We start from the raw sequence: 21,879 nt of genomic DNA on the forward strand, positions 1-21,879 counted from the left end.
TTTGTGTTTCTGGCGTTTGTCTACCGCCGCGCAATATCCGAAAAGTAAAACTTATCCAGCGTATGCCGCGACTCGGTGTACTCGAACTGCCGTCCATCCTGCAAAAACGTCTGGTTGCTCACCACGATCACATGGCTCTGACCTTCCAGGTCCAGGTGTGTCTGATCGTCCTTCCCCCGCGGCAGCGCTTCGATGGTGCGCTGGGCATAGCTGATCTGCAGCTGCAAGGTCTGTTCGATAAACGCATAGATCGACTGCTCGGCAATCTCCCGATCCAGCCCCGGTATCAGGTCGGCGACGAAGTGGTTGATGTCGAGGATCACCCGCTTGCCATCGATCCGCCGCACCCGTTTGACCCGGGTGATCAAGCTGCCAGCTTCGGCCTCAATGTGTTGCATCAACGGGCCTTCCAGTGGGAACTGGCTGAACTCCACCACTTCGGTACTGACGTCGTCGCCTAGGGCGGCATGGGTCTCGCGAAAGCTGACGATACCGCCGAGCTGGAACTCGATGGGGTTGGGTGACAGCACGAAGGTGCCCTTGCCGTGGATCTTTTGCGCGAAGCCGCGCTCCTGCAATTGCTCGATCGCCCGGCGTACCGTGCCACGGCTGGCCTGGTAGGCGTCCATCAGTTCGGTTTCGGAGGGCAGGCGCGTGCCGCGTTGCAGGCGTTCGGTGGTGATGCTGGCAAGCAGATCGGTATAGATCTGGTTGTATTTACTCATGGGGAAGGGCTCTGTGCCGCGTTGGCGTTCAAGGCAGGAACCTTAGTGGCAGCGATGGGGTTTGTCCATGCAACCCATTGTAGAACTCGGAAATTTCTGACTCAAAAAACAGAAAATTAATCATTTTCAAACTCGTACATACGAGTTATTGCTTTAACTCGTACAGACGAGTACTTTTGGCTTCGGCGTGCTGCCTATGACCGCCCAATAAAAAAAACCAGAGTGGATACCAAGCATGAGCCACGACTATCCGAATATTGCCCGCGAGATTCTCAAGAACCTTGGCGGCAGCGACAACCTTGAGCAAGCTGCCCACTGCGTGACCCGCTTGCGCCTGGCCCTCAAGGACCCGAGCCTGGCCAACAGCAGCGAGCTGAACCAGGTCGACCTGGTCAAGGGTTCGTTCTTCACCGGCGGCCTGTTCCAGATCGTGATCGGCCCCGGCGAAGTGGAAAAGGTCTACGCCGCCCTGCGCGAGCAAACGGGCCTCGCCGCGTCGACCATCGCGGACGTGAAACAGAAAAGCGCCGACAAAATAAACCCGATGCAGCGCCTGGTGCGGGTGTTCTCCGATGTGTTCATGCCGATTTTGCCGGCGCTGATCATTGCCGGTTTGCTCATGGGGGTGAACAACCTGATGGGCGCCAAGGGCATGTTCATCGCGGACAAGACCTTGCTCGACGCCTATCCGAACCTGGATGGCCTGTGGAGCCTGATCAACCTGATGGCCAACACCTCGTTCGTGTTCCTGCCGGCACTGGTGGGCTGGTCGGCGGCCAAGCGCTTTGGTGGCAGTGAAATCCTCGGGATTGTCCTCGGCCTGATGCTGGTGCACCCCGATCTGCTCAACGCCTGGAACTACGGCAAGGCGGTCGCCGGCCTCGACGGCCAGAGCCTGCCGTATTTCGATATTTTCGGCTGGTTCAAGATCGAGAAGGTCGGCTACCAGGGCCAGATCCTGCCGATCCTGCTGGCCGCCTACGTGATGAGCGTGATTGAGAAATGGCTGCGGGCACGGGTGCCGAATGCCATTCAGTTGCTGGTGGTGCCGATCACTACCATCGTCGTCACCGGCGTACTGGCGCTGGCGATCATCGGCCCGGTGACCCGCCACCTGGGCATCCTGATCACCGAAGGCGTGGTCACCCTGTTTGACCTGGCGCCGATGGTCGGCGGCGCAATCTTCGGCCTGCTGTATGCACCGCTGGTGATCACCGGCATGCACCACATGTTCCTCGCCGTGGACCTGCAACTGATCTCCACCCAGGGCGGCACCTTTATCTGGCCGATGATCGTCATGTCCAACCTGGCCCAGGGCAGCGCGGCGCTCGGCGTGTTCTACATGAGCCGCAATGCGCGGGACAAGAGCATGGCGTCCACCTCGGCGATTTCCGCCTACTTCGGCATCACCGAGCCGGCGATGTTCGGCGTCAACCTGCGCTTCAAGTTTCCGTTCTACGCGGCGCTGACCGGCTCGGCGCTGGGCAGTATTTTCCTCTCGCTGAACAAGGTGCAGGCCTCGGCGATTGGCGTGGGTGGCTTGCCCGGGTTCATCTCGATCATCCCGCAGTACATCCCAAGTTTTGTCATCGGCATGGTCGTCGCGATTGTCGTGCCGTTTGTTTTGACCTGTGTGTTGAGCATGAAAATTGTCCGGCCTGGCTACCGGGTCGCCTGATCTACCGCTATCGCAGGCAAGCCAGCTCCCACAGTTGATCGCATTTCCAGATTGAAGGAACCCGTCATGCAAAACTGGCAACATTCGGTGATCTACCAGATCTACCCCAAAAGCTTCCACAGCCACGCGGGTAACGCCACCGGTGACCTGCTGGGCATCGTGGACAAGCTCGATTACCTGAAGTGGCTGGGCGTCGATTGCCTGTGGATCACCCCGTTCCTGCGCTCGCCCCAGCGCGACAACGGCTACGACATCAGTGACTACTACGCCATCGACCCGAGCTACGGGACCATGGCCGATTGCGACTTGCTGATCAGCGAAGCCGCCAAGCGCGGCATCACGCTGATGCTCGACATCGTGGTCAACCACACTTCCATCGAACACGAGTGGTTCCAGCAGGCCCGCAGCAGCCTCGACAACCCGTACCGCGACTTCTACATCTGGCGCGACCAGCCGAACAACTGGGAGTCCAAGTTCGGCGGCTCGGCCTGGGAATACGAGGCGCAGACCGGCCAGTACTTCCTCCACCTGTTCGACCACACCCAGGCCGACCTGAACTGGGACAACCCCAAGGTGCGCGCCGAAGTGTTCAAGCTGATGCGCTTCTGGCGCGACAAGGGCGTGGGCGGTTTCCGCCTGGACGTGATCAACCTGATCTCCAAGCCGGCGGATTTTCCGGAAGACAACAGCGACGGTCGGCGCTTCTACACCGACGGCCCGAACGTGCATGAATACCTGAAGGAAATGCACCGCGAAGTGTTCGAGGGGCATGACCTGATCAACGTCGGTGAGATGTCGTCCACCAGCCTTGAGCACTGCATTCGTTATTCGAATCCACAGTCGAAAGAGCTGTCGATGACCTTCAACTTTCACCACTTGAAAGTCGATTATCCGAACCTGCAGAAGTGGGTCGCGGCCGACTTCGACTTCCTGCAACTCAAGCAGATTCTGTCCGACTGGCAACTCGGCATGCAGGCCGGTGGCGGCTGGAATGCGCTGTTCTGGTGTAACCACGATCAGCCGCGGGTGGTCTCGCGTTTTGGTGACGACGGCGAGCACCGCGTGGTCTCGGCGAAGATGCTCGCCACTGCGCTGCACTTCCTCCAGGGCACGCCTTTCGTGTACCAGGGTGAAGAGTTGGGCATGACCAATCCGGGCTTCGACACCATCGACCAATACCGGGATGTCGAGACGCTGAACATCTATCGGCTCAAGCGTGAGGCCGGTGAGTCCGAGGCATCGAGCATGGCGGCGATCATGCAGAAGTCCCGCGATAACAGCCGCACACCGATGCAATGGAACGCCGAGCAAAACGCCGGCTTCAGCCGCGGCGAACCGTGGATCGGCATCCCGGCCAACGCGGCGCAGATCAACGTGCAAAGCGAGCTGGATGACCCGCAATCGGTACTGCATCACTACCGTGCGCTGATCAAGCTGCGTCGGCATGAGCCGCTGATTCAGGAAGGCGTTTATCGCCAACTGCTGCCGCAGCACACCCAGGTCTGGGCGTACCTGCGCGAAGGCCACGGCGAACGCCTGCTGGTGCTGAACAACTTCTACGGCACGCCATGCCAGATCGAACTGCCCGATGGCCTGCTGACGGCGGCGAGTGAGCAACGCCTGCTGATCAGCAACTACAACGACTGCCCACAGCGCTCGAGCCAGGTCTCGCTGCGCCCGTATGAATCGTTTGTGCTGCACCTCAAGGACTGAGACCCGCTTTACCCCCGGCGTGGGAGAGCCGGGGCGCTTAAAAAAACATAATAAAAATATCGGAGTGCTTCATGAAAACAACAATAAAGCTGGGCCTCGTTGCATCCTGCCTGACCTTGCCGATGGCAGCCCAGGCGTTGGAATTTGCCGGCTACTTGCGTAGCGGTGCGGGGACTTCAACCGGCAGTGGCAAGCAGCAGTGCTTCCAGTTGCCGGGTGCACAATCCAAATACCGCCTGGGCAACGAGTGCGAGCAGTACGCCGAACTCGAATTGCGCCAGGACCTGCTGACCCTCGACGACGGCTCGGTGTTCAGCGTCGACGCCATGGCTTCGCTGTACAACAAGTACGACCGGGCGCTGAAGTTCCAGGGCGAAGACAACGGCTCGGCACGCATGCCGCAGATGTATGCGCAGTGGTCGAACATCCCCAGCCTCAACGGCGGTTCGCTGTGGGCCGGCCGGCGCTACTACAAACGAAACGATATCCATATCTCCGACTTCTACTACTGGAACCAGAGCGCCACGGGCGGCGGTATCGAGGACGTGAAAATCGGCGACCTGAAATACAGCTACGCGCTTTCCCGCAAGGACAACCTGTACCAGAAGGAATACGCCACCCGTCACGACTTCAACGTGGCCGGCTTCAAGACCAATCCCGGCGGCGAGCTGGAACTGGGCTTGAGCTACATCGAAAAAGCCGGTGGCCGTGACACCAACAGCGGCTGGGCCATTACCGCCCAGCATGTGCAGAAACCCTTCCTCGGCGGGCGCAACAAATTTGCCCTGCAGTACGGCGAAGGCCCCGGCACCGGCCTCGGCTACACCGGCGATACCTTCCTCGATAAAAGCAGCAAGAGCTACCGCGCAGTGGAGTTCTTCGACTGGCAAGTGACGCCACGGTTTGGCGGGCAGATCGAGGCCGTGTACCAGAAGGATATTCGCCCGGGCAACCAGGATCAGACCTGGATGTCGCTGGGCGTGCGCCCGGCCTATGCGATTTCCGAACAGTTCAAGCTGGTCACCGAACTCGGTCATGATCAGGTCGAGGCTACCGGTGGCACGCGCAAGCTGAGCAAATTTACGTTCGCCCCGACCTGGTCGCCCAAAGGCCCGGATTTCTGGGCACGACCGGAAGTGCGCCTGTATTACACCTACGCGACCTGGAACGAAGCGGCCAAGCGTGCGGCCAATGAACTGGCGGCAGGTTCGGCGTTGTCCGACACCGGCAGTTATGGCTCGGCGTTGCATGGCTCCAACTTTGGTGTGCAGGTTGAGTACTGGTGGAAATAAAGCCGTCGATGCCCAATGATTTTTACAGAACCAAACAGCAGGTGAAGTCATGACCACAACCCATTCCCTGGAATTGCTGGCGCCATTGTCCGGGGTGCTGCTCGCCCTGGACCAGGTGCCTGATCCGGTGTTCTCCAGTCGCCTGATCGGCGATGGCCTGTGCATCGATCCGACCTCGCAGACCCTCTGCGCGCCACTGGCCGGGGTGATCAGCAATATCCAGGACAGTGGTCATGCGGTGAGCATCACCGATGACAACGGCGTCCAGGTGCTGATGCACATCGGCCTGGACACCGTGAACCTGGCGGGCAAGGGTTTCACCCGATTGGTCGAGGAAGGCCAGCGGGTGGAAGCCGGACAACCGCTGATTGAATTCGATGCCGACTACGTGGCGCTCAATGCCCGTAGTTTGCTGACCCTGATGCTGGTGGTCAGTGGCGAGCCCTTCAAGCTGCTGACGCCCGAGCAGGGCCTGGTGGACGTGGGGCAGCCACTGCTGCGAGTCACGCCGCAAGCCGTTGCCGACGAGGTGAAAGACGAGGAGGGTGACGCCCTGTTCTCCAGGCCACTGACCTTGCCCAATGCCAACGGCCTGCATGCGCGCCCGGCGGCGGTGCTGGCGCAGGCGGCCAAAGGCTTCAAGGCGAGTATTTACCTGCACAAGCAAACCGAGAGCGCCAACGCCAAGTCTCTGGTACGGATCATGGCGTTGCAAACGGTGCAGGGTGACACCTTGCAAGTCAGCGCGGCCGGCGAGGATGCCGAAGCGGCGATCCAGGCGCTGGTGACCTTGCTGGCCGAAGGTTGCGGTGAAACCGTCGCGGCTCCTCAACCTGGTGCTGCACCCGTGGCGCCTGATTCATCGGCGACCTTGCTGCGCGGCGTGTGCGCCTCGCCCGGTTCGGCGTTCGGCCAGGTGGTGCAGGTCAAGGAGCCGGCACTGACGTTCGTAGAGACCGGCAAAGGTGAAGCGCTGGAACGTGCGGCCCTGACCCATGCCCTGAACAACGCCAATCAGGCGCTGCAAGCCCTGCAGGAAAAGGCCGTCGGCACTGCCCAGTCCGAGATCTTCCGCGCCCATCAGGAGTTGCTGGACGATCCGGCCCTGCTGGAACAAACCCGCGACCTGCTGGACCAGGGCAAGAGCGCGGCCTTCGCCTGGAACAGCGCCACCGAGGCCACCGCCACGCTCTTCCAGGGCCTGGGCAACGCCTTGCTTGCCGAGCGCGCTGCCGACCTGGCAGACGTTGGCCAGCGGGTGCTGAAATTGATCCTCGGGGTTCAGGACAGCGCCTGGGATTTGCCGGAGCAGGCAATCCTGATTGCCGAACAACTGACCCCCTCGCAAACCGCCAGCCTCGACACGCGCAAGGTGCTGGGTTTTGTGACGGTGGGCGGCGGCGCTACCAGCCACGTCGCAATTCTCGCCCGCGCCCTTGGCTTGCCGGCCATCTGCGGGGTGCCGGCGCAGGTGCTGGAACTGGCCAACGGCAAGCAAGTGCTGCTGGATGCCGACAAGGGCGAGTTGCACCTGGACCCGGACCTGGCCGAGATCGAACACTTGCAAGCCAGCCGCCAACAACAAGTGCTGCGCCGCCAGCGGGAAGTGGAGCAGGCGTCGTTGCCCGCTACGACCCGCGACGGTCATCACGTCGAAGTGACGGCCAACGTCGCATCGTTGCAGGAGGTGGAGCAGGCATTGTCCCTGGGGGGCGAAGGCGTTGGTTTGCTGCGTTCCGAGTTCCTCTACCTGGACCGCAACCGCGCGCCGAGCCCCGAGGAGCAGGCGGGCACCTACAGCGCCATCGCCCGTGCATTGGGCCCGCAGCGCAATCTGGTGGTGCGCACCCTCGACGTTGGTGGCGACAAGCCGTTGGCCTATGTGCCGATGGACAGCGAGACCAACCCGTTCCTTGGCCTGCGCGGGATTCGCCTGTGCCTGGAGCGCCCGGAACTGTTGCGTGAACAATTCCGTGCAATTCTCGCCAGTGCCGGTTTCGCCCGTTTGCACATCATGTTGCCGATGGTCAGCCTGCTCTCGGAGCTGCGCCTGGCGCGGCAGATTCTTGAAGAGGAAGCGCTGGCCCTGGGGCTGACGGAACTGCCGAAGCTGGGAATCATGATCGAAGTGCCATCGGCGGCATTGATGGCCGATCTGTTTGCGCCGGAGGTGGATTTCTTCTCCATCGGCACCAACGACCTGACCCAATACACCCTGGCCATGGACCGCGATCACCCGCGCCTCGCCAGCCAGGCCGACAGCTTTCACCCGGCGGTGCTGCGCCTGATCGCCGCCACCGTCAAGGCGGCCCATGCCCATGGCAAGTGGGTCGGCGTATGTGGGGCGTTGGCGTCTGAAGCGCTGGCGGTGCCGGTGCTGATCGGGCTGGGGGTGGATGAGTTGTCGGTCAGCGTGCCGCTGATCCCGACCATCAAGGCTACCGTGCGCGAGCTGGACCTGGCGGATTGCCAATCCATCGCCCGCCAGGTGCTGGGCCTGGAAGAAGCGTCGCAGGTTCGCGAGGCCTTGCGCCTGTATCACGCGGCTACCGTTGAAACCTCATTGGTTGTGGAGAACTGACATGTTCGAGAAATTTCAGCGGGCGTTCTGGAAGGCCCTGACGCCGGATCTGGTGCTTGAAACGCCGCAGGCAGCTCCAGTGAGCGAAACACTGTTGGCCCCGGCAGTGCTGAATGCGCTGGGCGGCGCGGAGAATCTCAAGTCGCAGCAGCGGGTAGCACTGACCCGAGTGCGGGTGCAGTTGCAGGATGCGGGGCGGTTGGATGCACAGGCGCTCAAGGCGGCAGGCGTGCCGGGCGTGATGGTGTTGGCGGGTGGGGTGGTGCACCTGCTTACCGGCCTGAACACCGCTCTATAAGACGACGAAGATCAAATGTGGGAGCGGGCTTGCTCGCGAAGGCGGTGTGTCAGTCAATCCATGTGCTGGCTGAACCACCGCCTTCGCGAGCAAGCCCGCTCCCACATTGGTTTTGTGGTGTTTGGAGAATCGGGGGATTACAGCGGCGGGGTTTCTTCCGTCGGCTTGGTCTTGTCCACACCCGGCACATGCAGGTTGCCTTCGACCACCTGGTTGCCTTCCAGCTGCGGCTGCGTCACCCACGTCAGAATGTCGTAGTAACGCCGGATGTTCGCCACAAAATGCACGGGCTCACCGCCACGGGCATAGCCATACCGCGTCTTGCTGTACCACTGCTTCTGCGACAGGCGCGGCAGCATCTTCTTCACGTCCAGCCACTTGTTCGGGTTCAGGCCTTCTTTTTCGGCCAGCTTGCGCGCGTCGTCCAAATGGCCGGTGCCGACGTTGTACGCCGCCAGGGCAAACCAGGTGCGGTCCGGCTCGGCAATCTTGTCGTCCAGCTCATCCTTGATCTTGGCCAGGTACTTGGCGCCGCCCATGATGCTCTGCTTGGCGTCCAGGCGGTTGGACACGCCCATGGCCTGCGCCGTGTTCTGGGTCAGCATCATCAGGCCGCGCACGCCGGTCTTGGAGGTCACCGCCGGCTGCCAGAGTGATTCCTGATAGCCGATGGCCGCCAGCAGGCGCCAGTCGACCTTTTCTTCCTTGGCATAGGCCCGGAAGTGTTTCTCGTATTTGGGCAGGCGCTGCTGCAGATGCTGGGCGAAGGTGTAGGCGCCCATGTAGCCGAGTACATCGACGTGCCCGTAATAGCGATCTTTCAGGCGTTGCAGCGTGCCGTTCTTTTCCACCTTGTCGAGGTAGTTGTTGACCTCGTTGAGCAGGCTGTTGTCTTCACCGGCGGCGACCGCCCAGGCCTGATGGCTGGCGTCACCGAGGTCAAAGGCCACCCGCACGTTGGGGAAGTACACCTGGTTCATCGCCACTTCGTTGGAGTCCACCAGGGTCAGGTCGATCTGGCCCTCATCCACCATGCGCAGCAGGTCGACCACCTCAACGGCGTCGGACTCTTCGTAGTCAATCCCGGGAAACTGTTTTTTCAGCTGCGCCAGTTGCTCGGCGTGGGTGCTGCCCTTGAGCACCATGATCTTCTTGCCCACCAGGTCTGCCGCGGTGGTCGGCCGGGACTGGCCGTTGCGGTAGATGATCTGCGGGGTGACTTCCAGATAAGGGTGGGAGAAACGCACTTGCTGGCGACGCTGCTCACTGCTGACCAGGCCGGCGGCGGCCAGTACCGGGCCGTTGGGTTTGCCGATCTGCGAGAACAGGTCATCCAGGTTGTCGGCCGCCTCGATCTCGAGCTTTACCCCCAACTCGTCGGCAAAACGTTTTACCAGTTCGTATTCGAAGCCGGTTTCGCCGTTACGGTCCTGGAAATAAGTGGCCGGACTGTTTCGGGTGACCACCCGCAATACGCCATCCTCCTTGATTCGCTCGAGCGTGTTGGGTTTATCCACACACGCACTGAGCAGCAGGAAGAGTCCGGTAACGAAGAGCCATTTGGCGCATCGCGGGCGTAAAGCAGTAGGGGAGAACATCTGCGCAGTATACGCAAAGGACCCTCGGCGCCATATCTCGACAGCGGGGCACTTGTCTGCTAGCGCCCGTAAACCTTGGCTGCAGCCCGCAGAAACGGGGCTTGGCAGCCGATTGTGACGGTTAAAATAACTGCCCGGAATAGCTTGTATGGCCATATGATATCGTGCGATTTATGCCAACTGACGTCCGGCTGCGGCCACTGGTGCCGTTTCGGGTGCCGTTGGCGACGGTTTACGCTAGAATGCACGGCCTCAAAGCACACCCCCTTCCCGAGGCTGTCCCGAAGATGTTGATCCTGCGCGGCGCTCCTGCCCTTTCTGCCTTTCGCCACAGCAAACTCCTTGAGCAACTGAGCCAGAAGGTACCTTCTGTCAGTGGCTTGTATGCTGAATTTGCTCACTTCGCCGACGTTACCGGCGTTTTGACCGCCGACGAACAGCAAGTGCTGGCGCGCCTTCTGAAGTACGGTCCCAGCGTTCCAGTTCAAGAGCCTGCGGGCCGCTTGTTCCTGGTTCTGCCACGGTTCGGCACCATCTCGCCCTGGTCGAGCAAGGCCAGCGACATCGCCCGCAACTGCGGCCTGGAAAAAATCCAGCGCCTGGAACGCGGGATTGCCTTCTATGTAGCAGGCCAGTTCAGCGAGGCCGAGGCCGAGCTGATCGCCAGCAGCCTGCACGACCGCATGACCCAGATCATCGTCAGCCAGCTGGAACAGGCCGCCGGTCTGTTCAGCCACGCCGAGCCCAAGCCGCTGACCGCGATTGACGTGCTCGGTGGCGGTCGCGCCGCCCTGGAAACCGCCAACACCGAACTGGGCCTGGCCCTGGCCGAAGACGAAATTGACTACCTGGTCAACGCCTTCATCGGCCTGAAGCGCAACCCCCACGACATCGAACTGATGATGTTCGCCCAGGCGAACTCCGAGCACTGCCGCCACAAGATCTTCAACGCCAGTTGGGACATCGACGGCCAGAGCCAGGAAAAAAGCCTGTTCGGCATGATCAAGAACACCTACGTGATGCACAGCGAAGGCGTTCTGTCGGCTTATAAGGACAATGCCTCGGTCATCGTCGGCTCTGTCGCCGGCCGTTTCTTCCCGGACCCTGAAACCCGCCAGTACGGCGCGGTGCAGGAGCCGGTGCATATCCTGATGAAAGTCGAGACTCACAACCACCCGACCGCGATTGCCCCGTTCCCGGGCGCAGCCACCGGTTCCGGCGGCGAGATTCGCGACGAAGGTGCAACCGGTCGTGGCGCCAAGCCAAAGGCTGGCCTCACCGGCTTCACCGTGTCCAACCTGCAGATCCCGGGCTTCGAACAGCCGTGGGAAGTGCCGTACGGCAAGCCTGAGCGCATCGTCACCGCGCTGGACATCATGATCGAAGGCCCGCTGGGCGGCGCCGCGTTCAACAACGAATTCGGGCGTCCGGCCCTGACCGGTTACTTCCGTACTTTCGAGCAATCCATCACCACCCCGCGTGGCGATGAAGTGCGCGGTTACCACAAGCCAATCATGTTGGCCGGCGGCATGGGCAACATCCGCGCCGAACACGTACAGAAAGGCGAGATTCTGGTCGGCTCCAAGCTGATCGTCCTCGGTGGCCCGGCGATGCTGATCGGCCTGGGTGGCGGCGCCGCTTCCTCCATGGCCACCGGCACCAGCTCGGCCGACCTGGACTTCGCTTCCGTACAGCGTGAAAACCCTGAGATGGAACGCCGTTGCCAGGAAGTCATCGACCGTTGCTGGCAACTGGGTGACAAGAACCCCATCAGCTTCATCCACGATGTCGGCGCAGGTGGCTTGTCCAACGCCTTCCCGGAACTGGTCAACGATGGCGACCGTGGCGGCCGTTTCGAACTGCGCAACATTCCAAACGACGAGCCGGGCATGGCTCCGCACGAAATCTGGAGCAACGAATCCCAGGAACGCTACGTGTTGGCGGTAGGTCCTGCAGACTTCGAACGCTTCCAGGCGATTTGCGAGCGCGAGCGCTGCCCGTTTGCGGTAGTCGGCGAAGCCACTGCCGAGCCGCAACTGACGGTCACCGACAGCCACTTCGGCAACAGCCCGGTGGACATGCCGCTGGAAGTGCTGCTGGGCAAAGCCCCGCGCATGCACCGTTCGGCCGTGCGTGAAAACGAACTGGGCGACGATTTCGACCCGTCGACCCTGGCCATCGCCGACTGCGTGGAGCGCGTCCTGCACCACCCGGCCGTTGCCAGCAAAAGCTTCCTGATCACCATCGGCGACCGCACCATCACCGGTCTGGTTGCCCGTGATCAAATGGTCGGCCCGTGGCAGGTCCCGGTGGCTGACGTTGCCGTCACCGCTACCAGCTTCGACGTGTACACCGGTGAAGCCATGGCCATGGGCGAGCGGACTCCGCTGGCGCTGCTGGACGCCCCGGCGTCGGGCCGCATGGCCATCGGCGAAACCCTGACCAACATCGCGGCTTCGCGTATTGCCAAGATCTCCGACATCAAGTTGTCGGCCAACTGGATGTCCGCTGCCGGTCACCCGGGTGAAGATGCGCGCCTGTACGACACCGTGAAAGCGGTCGGCATGGAGCTGTGCCCTGAGCTGGGCATCACCATTCCGGTGGGCAAGGACTCCATGTCCATGGCCACCCGCTGGAACGATGAAGGCGTGGACAAGAGCGTCACCTCGCCGCTGTCGCTGATCGTTACCGGCTTTGCGCCCGTCACCGACATTCGCCAGACCCTGACCCCGCAACTGCGCATGGACAAGGGCACCACCGACCTGATCCTGATCGACCTCGGTCGCGGTCAGAACCGCATGGGCGCCTCGATCCTTGCCCAGGTGCACGGCAAGCTCGGCAAGCAGGCCCCGGACGTCGACGACGCCGAAGACCTGAAAGCTTTCTTCGCCGTGATCCAGGGCCTGAACGCCGACGGCCACCTGCTGGCTTACCACGACCGTTCCGACGGTGGTTTGCTGACCAGCGCCGTGGAAATGGCCTTCGCCGGTCACTGCGGCCTGAGCCTGAACCTCGATGGCCTGGCAGAAACTTCCGCCGACATCGCAGCAATCCTGTTCAACGAAGAGCTGGGCGCCGTGATCCAGGTTCGCCAGGACGCAACGCCAGACGTACTCGCACAGTTCAGCGCCGCTGGCCTGGGTGACTGCGTGGCCGTGATTGGCCAGCCGATCAACAACGGTGAAATCAACATCGTCTTCAACGGCGAAACCGTGTTTGAAGGCCAGCGCCGCCTGCTGCAACGCCAGTGGGCCGAGACCAGCTACCAGATCCAGCGCCTGCGCGACAACGCCGACTGCGCCGAGCAGGAATTCGACGTGATCCTGGAAGAAGACAACCCGGGCCTGAGCACCAAGCTCAGCTTCGACGTCAACCAGGACATCGCCGCGCCTTACATCAAGAAAGGCATCCGCCCACAAGTGGCCGTACTGCGTGAGCAGGGCGTCAACGGCCAGGTGGAAATGGCGGCAGCGTTCGACCGTGCCGGCTTCAATGCGATCGACGTGCACATGAGCGACATCCTCGCTGGTCGCGTCGACCTCAACGAGTTCAAAGGCCTGGTTGCCTGCGGTGGTTTCTCCTACGGCGACGTACTGGGTGCCGGTGAAGGCTGGGCCAAGTCGGCCCTGTTCAACAGCCGTGCCCGTGACGCGTTCCAGGGCTTCTTCGAGCGTAACGACAGCTTCACCCTGGGTGTGTGCAACGGTTGCCAGATGATGTCCAACCTCAGCGAACTGATCCCGGGCAGCGAGTTCTGGCCGCACTTCGTACGTAACCGCTCCGAGCAGTTCGAAGCCCGTGTTGCGATGGTCCAGGTACAGGAATCCAACTCGATCTTCCTGCAAGGCATGGCCGGTTCGCGCATGCCAATCGCCATCGCCCACGGTGAAGGCCATGCGGAATTCGCCAGCGAAGAAGCACTGCTGGAAGCCGACCTGTCCGGTACCGTGGCCCTGCGTTTCGTCGACAACCACGGCAAGGTCACCGAAGGCTACCCGGCCAACCCGAACGGCTCGCCGCGCGGGATCACCGGGCTGACCAGCCGCGACGGTCGCGTCACCATCATGATGCCGCACCCGGAGCGTGTGTTCCGCGCCGTGCAGAACTCGTGGCGCCCGGAAGAGTGGAACGAAGACGGCGCGTGGATGCGCATGTTCCGTAACGCTCGCGTCTGGGTGAACTAAGTCGGTGTACAAGCTCAGCTTCTTTGTGCCCGACAGCCACGTGGAGACGGTGAAAACCGCCGTCTTCGCAGCCGGCGGCGGGCGCATCGGCAACTACGACAGCTGCGCCTGGCAGGTACTGGGCCAGGGCCAATTCCGCGCGATGGACGGCAGCCAGCCGTTTATCGGGCAGGTGGGGCAGGTTGAAGTGGTTGAAGAATGGAAGGTTGAGTTGGTGGTGGCGGATGAGTTGATCGTGGCTGTGGTGGCTGCGTTGAAGCTTAGCCATCCGTATGAGACACCGGCGTATGAGGTGTGGCAGTTGGCGGATTTTTGATTCGCTGGCTGCAAAACAAGAAACCCGCTGGGCCAGTTTGGTCAGCGGGTTTTTTGTTGCCTGTCACGGCCATTCGCGAGCAAGCCCGCTCCCACATTTGACCGCGTTGCCATGACGGGCACCGATCAAAATGTGGGAGCGGGCTTGCTCGCGAAGAGGCCCTGATGCTCAGCAAAGATTCAGGCTTTTACCCCAACCTCACGGCCACTGACCAACCGCTCCAACGCCTCACCCAACCCCGAAGCCTTGTCACCAATCAGCAAGTGCCAAACCCCACTTTCAAGCTGGCTAACCCCCTGGCAACCTAGCGCAGTCAGTTGGGATTCCGACAACACCGAACCATCCCCCAACTCCACCCGCAGCCGCGTCATCGCCACCGCATCCAATTGCAAAACATTGGCCCGACCGCCCAGCGCACTCAGCCATTTCTCGGCCTCATGCACGTTCACCGGCGTGCTCTTCTCAACAGGCGCTACCACCACCGCAGGCGCCGCAACATACGAAGGCATCGCCAACCGAATCTCATCGGCAATGCTGTCCGCCATCGGCCCGACCACCACCTGCAAACTCCCGCCATTACCCGGTCGAACCACCGCCATCGCACCCAGCGCCTTCAACTCGGCATCCACCGCCTTGTTGCGATCCACCATGTCCAGCCGCAGACGCGTCGTGCAAGCACCCACACTCAGTAGATTCTCCGCACCACCCAGCGCGCGAATGTAAGCCCCGGCCCGTTGGTTATCGGTCATGGCCTCGGCCTGCGCGACCTGAATATCCTCACGCCCGGGCGTCTTCAAATTGAAGCGACGGATGCAGTAGTTGAACACGCTGTAGTAGATCACCGCATACGCCAGCCCAACCGGGAATACCAACCAGCCGTTGGTGGATTTACCCCAACCCAGCACCATGTCGATAAACCCACCGGAGAAGGTAAAGCCCAGGTGAATGTTGAGCATGTTGGTGATCGCCATCGACAACCCGGTCAGCAGCGCATGCACCAGGTACAGGAACGGCGCGAGGAACATGAAGGCGAATTCGATCGGCTCGGTGACCCCGGTCAGGAACGAGGTCAGCGCCATCGACAGGAAAATCCCGCCCATGATCTTGCGCCGCTCCGGCAGTGCATTGCGGTACATCGCCAGGCACGCCGCCGGCAGGCCGAACAGCATTACCGGGAACATGCCGGTCATGAACTGCCCACCTTTCGGGTCGCCGGCAAAATAGCGAGTCAGGTCGCCGGTCACTACCGCGCCGGTCGTCGGGTCGGTGAAGGTGCCGAACACAAACCACGCCATGTTGTTGAGGATATGGTGCAAGCCGGTGACGATCAGCAGGCGGTTGAACACGCCAAACACGAACGCACCAAAACTGCCGCTTTCCATCAGCAGCACGCCGAAGCTGTTGATGCCTTGCTGCACGGGTGGCCAGATCAAACCAAAGATCACCCCCAGCGCCACCGCGGAGAACCCGGTGACGATCGGCACAAACCGTCGCCCACCAAAGAATGCGAGGTACTCCGGCAGCTTGATGTCCTTGAAGCGGTTATACAGCGCACCGGCCATCAAGCCGCTGGCGATGCCCGCGAGCATGCCCATGTTGATGCTGGCGTCCATCACCTTGAGGGTGGAGACCATCACCAGGTAACCGATGGCGCCTGCCAGGCCCGCCGTGCCGTTGTTGTCGCGGGCAAAACCCACGGCAATGCCGATGGCGAAGATCAGCGCCAGGTTGGCGAAGATCGCCTGCCCGGCGTCGTGCATCACCGCGATGTTCAGCAGGTCAGTGTCGCCCAGTCGCAGCAGCAGGCCGGCGATCGGCAGAATCGCGATCGGCAGCATCAGCGCACGGCCCAGGCGTTGCAGCCCTTCGATAAAATATTGGTACACGGCGTGTCTCCCTATTCTTGTTGTTTTCAGCTCAGCGGCCAGTGGTGTTGACAGGCTTGGCGAACGGCTTTGGCGCTGCTCAGGTTAAGCAGGCTTTGGCTCAGTTGCCGGCATTGGGCTGCGTCCAGGTGACGGACACGGTCCTTGATTTCTCCGATCTGCGGCGGGCTGACGGACAGCTCGCTGATGCCCAGGCCGATCAGCACCGGCGTGGCCAGCGGGTCGGACGCCAGCGCGCCGCACACACCGACCCAGCGCCCATGCTTGGCTGCGCCGATGCACGTCTGGGCGATCAGCCGCAACAGCGCCGGGTGCATGGCATCGACCCGGGCGGCGAGGCCGGCGTGGTCGCGGTCCATGGCGAGGGTGTACTGCGATAGGTCATTGGTGCCGATGGACAGAAAGTCCGCGTGCTCGGCCAGTTGTTCGGCCATCAGCGCCGCCGCGGGCACTTCGATCATCACCCCCAGTTCCGGGCGTTGGGTCAGCTCCAGTTCGGCGCACAGTTCATCGAGGCGCTGGCGAATGTGCAGCAGTTCGTCGACTTCGCTGACCATTGGCAGCAGGATGCGGCAACGTTCCAGCGGGCTGACCTGGAGAAGGGCACGCAGTTGCTGGTCCAGCACCTCCGGACGCACTTGCGCCATGCGAATGCCCCGCAGGCCCAGCACCGGGTTGGTCTCGAACGGCAGCGGCAGGTAGTCGAGTTGCTTGTCGCCGCCGACGTCGATGGTGCGGATGATCACGGACTTGTCACCCATGGCATCCAGCACGGCTTGGTAGGCCTGGCGCTGCTCTTGCTCGTCGGGCGCGGTGCGGCGATCGACGAAGAGAAATTCTGTGCGCAGAAGGCCGACGCCATCGGCGCCATTCTCGAAGGCCAACTGGGCTTCGGCGCTGGAGGCGACATTCGCGGCCACTTCAATGCGCACGCCATCCTGAGTGCTGGCGATGCCTTGAGCCTCCGCCTGCTGTTGCTGGCGACGCAGTTTCTGTGCATCGCGCAACTGGTGAACCTGGGCGTGGCGCGCATCATCCGGCGTCAGCTCCAGGCGGCCGTTGGCGGCATCCAGCACCACGCGCTGGCCTTGGGGCACATCAAGCAATTCAGTGCCCAGTGCAACCACGCACGGCAAGCCTTTACCCCGCGCCAGAATCGCCACATGAGACGTCGCGCCGCCTTCGGCCATGCAGATACCGGCGGCGTGTTGATTGCTCAGTTGCAGCAGATCCGATGGGGTCAGCTCATGGGCCGAGACGATAGCGCCGGCCGGCAAATCAAAATTCCAGGCCTCGCCCAGCAACGCCCGCAGCACGCGTTGCTGCAAGTCGCGCAGGTCGTTGGCGCGTTCGGCGAACAACGGTTTACCCAGTGCCAGCAGCACCGCGCATTGGGCCTGGATCGCATCGCGCCAGGCGTGAGTGGCGGCGCTGCCCTGTTCGATGGCGGCGGTGGCGGCCTCCAGCAACGTAGGGTCTTCCAGCAGGGCCAGGTGGGCGGCGAAGATCTCTTCTTCCTCCACATCCTTGCGCAGACGGGCCTGGTCCAGGGTGTGGCGGATTTCGCTACGCACCTGTTCCAGGGCACTGTCCAGGTGCTGCAGCTGTTCATCCGGGGCGTTGTTGCCCGGGTCCACCGGCAGCTCGATTCCGTTCAGGCGGAACAACGGGCCGCAGACCAACCCCGGCGCGGCACACACGCCTTGCAGTACTCCGGCTTCGGTATTCGCGCGGCGTGGGGCGACGGCCACTGGAGCGTGATGCGCTTCGCCAACTTCCACCGACAGCGCAGCGATCAGTGCTTGCAGCGCCGCTTCACAATCCTTGCCACGACAGGTGACCTGCACCTCGTCCTGCTCACCAATCCCCAGGCCCATCAAGCCGATCAGGCTGTCGCACGAAGCCGACTTGCCAGCGAAATGCAGCTGCGACTGGCTGCTGAATGCCTGTGCAGTCTTGCGGATCAAGGCAGCGGGGCGCGCATGCAGGCCGCCACGATGGGTGATGCGAATAGTCGCGCTGGCTTCGGTGACCGACTCATCAATCACTTTCGCTGCACCGGCCAACCGTGCAACCACATGCAGCAGCGGCTCGCCGACCTTCACTGTTTTCAAGGTGATCGGCCGTAGCTCAAACAGCTCGCTGTTGGTCAGGATGATCAAGCTGACCAGGCTTTTGCACTGCCGCGCAATCAGGTCCAGATCAAACTGGACCAGTGCCTGGCCCTTGCTGACCCGCGCACCTTGCTTGACCAGCAGCGCAAAGCCTTCGCCATTCAATTCCACCGTGTCGATGCCCACGTGCATCAGCAATTCAGCGCCATTATCGGCGCGAATGGTCAGCGCATGCCCGGTGCGGGCGACGTGGATGATCACGCCATCACACGGCGCGTGCAGGCAATCGTTGAGCGGGTCGATGGCAATGCCGTCGCCCATGGCGCCACTGGCGAACACTTCGTCGGGAACGTCGCCCAGGGTCAGCACCGGCCCACTGAGGGGAGCGCTGAGGGTGAGGTCTTTATTATTGTGGGACATGGGCACGGTACTCATCAGGAAAACGCTGCAATCAACTCAGTGGGTGCGGGTCACTTTGCTCAAGTGACGCGGTTGGTCCGGGTCCATGCCCCGGGCCTCTGCCAAACCGGCGGCCATCACGTAGAAACTCTGGATCGCCAGGATCGGGTCCAGGGCCGGGTGTTCGGCGCGGCTCAGAGTCAGGTCGCGCTCGGCGATGTCATCGGGAGCGGCCAGCAGCACGCGGGCACCGCGCTGGCGCATATCTGCGGCCAGGCTCAGCAGGCCGGCTTGTTCGGCGCCGCGTGGGGCGAAGACCAGCAGCGGGTAGTTGTCATCGATCAGAGCCATCGGGCCATGGCGCACTTCGGCGCTGCTGAAGGCTTCGGCCTGGATCGCCGAGGTTTCCTTGAGCTTGAGCGCGGCTTCCTGGGCAATGGCAAAACCGGCGCCACGGCCGATCACCATCAGTTGCTGGCAGTCGCGCAGGGCGTCGATGGCCAGGCTCCAGTCTTGCCTGGCGGCTTCACGCAAACCTTCGGGCAGTGCCTTACAGGCTTGCAGCAACTCGTCTTCCTGATTCCAGTGGCCGATCAGCTGGGCGCTGGCGCTCAGGGTCGCGATAAAGCTTTTGGTGGCGGCGACGCTGCGTTCCGGCCCGGCGCACAGCGGCACATGGAATTCGCAGGCGGCTTCCAGTGGCGAGTCTTCGGCGTTGACCATCGAGATGCTCAAGGCGCCGCGCTTGCGCAACAGGCGCAGGCTGTTGACCAGGTCCGGGCTCTGTCCCGACTGTGAGAAACCGAACGCCACTTGCCCGCTGACCTTGAGCGGCGATTGCAGCATGGTCACCACCGACATCGGCAGCGACGCCACCGGAATCCCCAGATGTTGCATGGTCAGGTAGGCGAAGTAACTGGCGGCGTGGTCCGAGCTGCCACGGGCGATGGTCATCGCCACTTGCGGTGGCTGGCGACGCAGGCGGCCGGCGACTTCCACCAGCAGCGGGTCCAGGCGTTGCAGTTGAGCCTCGACGGCCTCACAGGAGGCCAGGGCCTCTTCAAGCATTTTTGAAGTCAATGGTTTCTCCTTCGACCATTACGTCGGTGAGGTGCAGGGAGCGGTCCAGGCGCACGCAGTCGGCAAAGCTGCCGGGTTGCAGGCGACCGCGTTCTTCGAGGCCCAGGTAGTCCGCAGGAAATTGCGACAGGCGTTGTGAGGCTTCGCTGATCGGCAGGCCGATCTTCACCAGGTTGCGCAGCGCCTGGTCCATGGTCAGGGTGCTGCCGGCCAGCGTTCCATCGGCCAGGCGGACGCCGCCCAGGCACTTGGTCACGGTGTGGCTGCCCAGCTTGTATTCGCCGTCGGGCATGCCGGCAGCGGCGGTGGAATCGGTGACGCAGTACAGGCACGGGATCGAGCGCAGCGCCACGCGCATGGCACCGGGGTGCACGTGCAGCAGGTCGGGAATCAACTCGGCGTATTTGGCGTGGGCCAGGGCCGCGCCGACGATGCCGGGCTCGCGGTGATGCAGTGGGCTCATGGCGTTGTACAAGTGGGTAAAGCTGGTGGCCCCGGCGGCGAGGGCGGCGACACCTTCTTCATAGCTGCCCAGGGTGTGGCCGATCTGCATGCGCACGCCACGTTCGCTGAGGGCGCGGATCAGGCCGTCATGGCCGGCGATTTCCGGAGCAATGGTGATCACCCGGATCGGCGCCAGGCGCAGGTATTCTTCGACTTCGGCCATCAAGGCGGTGTGGGCGAAGTTCGGTTGTGCGCCGAGTTTTCCCGGATTGATGTAGGGGCCTTCCAGGTGCACGCCCAGGACACGAGCGGTGCCGGTCGGGCGGCTTTCGCAATAGGTGCCGATTTCGCCGAGCACGCGGGAAATCTCATCCACTGGCGCGGTCATGGTGGTGGCCAGCAGCGAGGTGGTGCCAAACCGCACGTGGGTGCGGGTGATGGTGTGGAAGGCGTCGGTGCCTTCCATGATGTCTTTGCCGCCACCGCCGTGCACGTGCAGGTCGATAAAGCCTGGCAGCAGGTACGGCAGGTCGTTGTCAGCCGGGTTGCACGGGCTGCCTTCTACGGCAGTGACCTTGCCGTGCTGGTGCACCAGGCGGCCGCGAATCCAGCCGTGTGGCGTGAGGATATTGTCTTCGGACATGGGCAGTTCTCTAAATTCGCAGTTCAGCGGAATAGTCGTGGCGGCGCAGTTCTGCGACGAAGTCGTAGTAGTCGTTGCGGCAGTAGGTGTCGGTGATTTCAATCGGGGTGTTGTCGGCGGTGTAGCCCACCCGGGTCATCAGCAGCATGGCGGTGCCGGGGGCGATGCCCACCAGGGCTGCGAACTCGTCCGAGGCGTTGATCGCCTGGATGTGTTGCAGGGCGCGCACGATGGGTTTGCCGATGCTTTCCAGGTATTCGTACAGCGAATTGCCGATGGCCTGCGGGTGGGGGAGGACGGAGGCGGGCATGGCGGTCATTTCAATCGCCATCACCGTGTCGTCGGCCTTACGCAAACGCTTGAGCCGCGCGACTTTGTCGCTGGGTGACAGGCCCAGGCGGATCAATTCTTCATGGGTCGGCGGGGTGATGTCGCGCTCGAGCCATTGGGACGTCGGCACAAAGCCCTTGAGCCGGAGCATTTCGCTGAAGCCCGAGAGGCGCGACAGCGGTTGTTCCAGGCGTGGCGTGATGAAGGTTCCGGAGCCTTGGCTGCGACGGATCAGGCCTTGTTCGAACAGCACTTCCAGCGCCTTGCGGGCGGTCACCCGGGAAATGCTCAGTTGCTCGCTGAGGGCACGTTCCGACGGCAAAGCCTGCTCGGATTTCCACTGGCCGGCATGAATCGCGGCTTCGAGGTTGCGGGCCAGTTGCAGGTACAGCGGCGTCGATTGTTTATCGTCGGGGCGCAGGGCCAGGATGGGGTTCATCGTGTCGGTTTCCGATGCGGTTATTGGAGTGTTGTCGCCCGGTAGTGATCGCAAGCTAATACCACTTAAATACCATGTCAATGCAGCGAAAACAGTGCAGGCGAGCGTTTGCGGGCGTCTTAATAGTGCGCCAGTTAAAGTGGTATTAGAGAGGTCTTT

The 21,879-nt window shown here is 62.2% G+C and carries 14 protein-coding genes; 7 read left to right on the forward strand and 7 right to left on the reverse strand.

All coding sequences use genetic code 11. The annotated features are described in order from the left end of the window. Positions 1 to 20: 20 nt before the first annotated feature. Positions 21 to 725, reverse strand: a complete 705-nt coding sequence (treR, locus tag HX801_RS00735; protein ID WP_003209636.1) for a trehalose operon repressor — start codon at positions 723 to 725, stop codon at positions 21 to 23. A 235-nt stretch (positions 726 to 960) separates the two neighbouring features. On the opposite strand from treR, the gene treP reads away from it, so the two are divergent. From treP to HX801_RS00760, 5 genes are all read left to right on the forward strand, one after another. Then, positions 961 to 2,403 (forward strand): PTS system trehalose-specific EIIBC component, encoded by a 1,443-nt coding sequence (gene treP, locus HX801_RS00740; RefSeq protein ID WP_177021404.1) that lies wholly within the window; start codon positions 961 to 963, stop codon positions 2,401 to 2,403. Between the two features lie 66 nt (positions 2,404 to 2,469). After that, on the forward strand, positions 2,470 to 4,116 hold the full coding sequence (gene treC, locus HX801_RS00745; RefSeq protein WP_134325804.1) for an alpha,alpha-phosphotrehalase: 1,647 nt from the start codon (positions 2,470 to 2,472) through the stop codon (positions 4,114 to 4,116). 71 nt (positions 4,117 to 4,187) lie between these two features. Then, entirely contained in the window at positions 4,188 to 5,408 is a 1,221-nt protein-coding gene (locus HX801_RS00750; RefSeq protein WP_032899755.1) for a carbohydrate porin, read from the forward strand. Positions 5,409 to 5,457: 49 nt separating this feature from the next. Beyond that, positions 5,458 to 7,989, forward strand: coding sequence for a phosphoenolpyruvate--protein phosphotransferase (ptsP, locus tag HX801_RS00755; RefSeq protein ID WP_177021405.1), 2,532 nt, complete (start codon positions 5,458 to 5,460; stop codon positions 7,987 to 7,989). 1 nt (position 7,990) lies between these two features. Then, complete coding sequence (locus HX801_RS00760; protein ID WP_003209625.1) at positions 7,991 to 8,287, forward strand: PTS transporter subunit EIIB; 297 nt, start codon at positions 7,991 to 7,993, stop codon at positions 8,285 to 8,287. A gap of 137 nt (positions 8,288 to 8,424) precedes the next feature. On the opposite strand, the gene mltF is transcribed toward HX801_RS00760, so the two are convergent. After that, a complete protein-coding gene (mltF, locus tag HX801_RS00765; protein ID WP_177008154.1) occupies positions 8,425 to 9,885 on the reverse strand; it encodes a membrane-bound lytic murein transglycosylase MltF in 1,461 nt (486 codons plus the stop codon). Between the two features lie 287 nt (positions 9,886 to 10,172). Between mltF and purL the strand changes: the two genes are divergently transcribed. Continuing rightward, positions 10,173 to 14,069: a phosphoribosylformylglycinamidine synthase gene (gene purL / locus HX801_RS00770; RefSeq protein WP_177021406.1), complete on the forward strand. Its 3,897-nt coding sequence runs from the start codon at positions 10,173 to 10,175 to the stop codon at positions 14,067 to 14,069. 4 nt (positions 14,070 to 14,073) lie between these two features. After that, positions 14,074 to 14,385, forward strand: a complete 312-nt coding sequence (locus HX801_RS00775) for an NGG1p interacting factor NIF3 (protein ID WP_087695123.1) — start codon at positions 14,074 to 14,076, stop codon at positions 14,383 to 14,385. Between the two features lie 179 nt (positions 14,386 to 14,564). Here the strand turns inward: HX801_RS00775 and nagE are convergent, their stop codons facing one another. From nagE to HX801_RS00800, 5 genes are all read right to left on the reverse strand, one after another. Then, positions 14,565 to 16,223 (reverse strand): N-acetylglucosamine-specific PTS transporter subunit IIBC, encoded by a 1,659-nt coding sequence (gene nagE / locus HX801_RS00780; RefSeq protein ID WP_218166742.1) that lies wholly within the window; start codon positions 16,221 to 16,223, stop codon positions 14,565 to 14,567. A gap of 74 nt (positions 16,224 to 16,297) precedes the next feature. After that, positions 16,298 to 18,805 (reverse strand): phosphoenolpyruvate--protein phosphotransferase, encoded by a 2,508-nt coding sequence (gene ptsP / locus HX801_RS00785; protein WP_177021407.1) that lies wholly within the window; start codon positions 18,803 to 18,805, stop codon positions 16,298 to 16,300. Between the two features lie 36 nt (positions 18,806 to 18,841). Beyond that, a complete protein-coding gene (locus tag HX801_RS00790) occupies positions 18,842 to 19,864 on the reverse strand; it encodes an SIS domain-containing protein (protein ID WP_023659131.1) in 1,023 nt (340 codons plus the stop codon). Then, positions 19,845 to 20,951 carry an N-acetylglucosamine-6-phosphate deacetylase gene (gene nagA, locus HX801_RS00795; protein ID WP_087695120.1) on the reverse strand — a complete coding sequence of 369 codons (1,107 nt, stop codon included), beginning with the start codon at positions 20,949 to 20,951 and terminating at the stop codon, positions 19,845 to 19,847. The genes HX801_RS00790 and nagA overlap by 20 nt, the downstream gene beginning before the upstream one ends. 10 nt (positions 20,952 to 20,961) lie before the next feature. Then, positions 20,962 to 21,720 (reverse strand): GntR family transcriptional regulator, encoded by a 759-nt coding sequence (locus HX801_RS00800; RefSeq protein ID WP_003209609.1) that lies wholly within the window; start codon positions 21,718 to 21,720, stop codon positions 20,962 to 20,964. Between the last annotated feature and the right edge of the window lie 159 nt (positions 21,721 to 21,879).

Source organism: Pseudomonas sp. G1002, from assembly GCF_013385455.1.
Taxonomy (GTDB): Bacteria; Pseudomonadota; Gammaproteobacteria; order Pseudomonadales; family Pseudomonadaceae; genus Aquipseudomonas.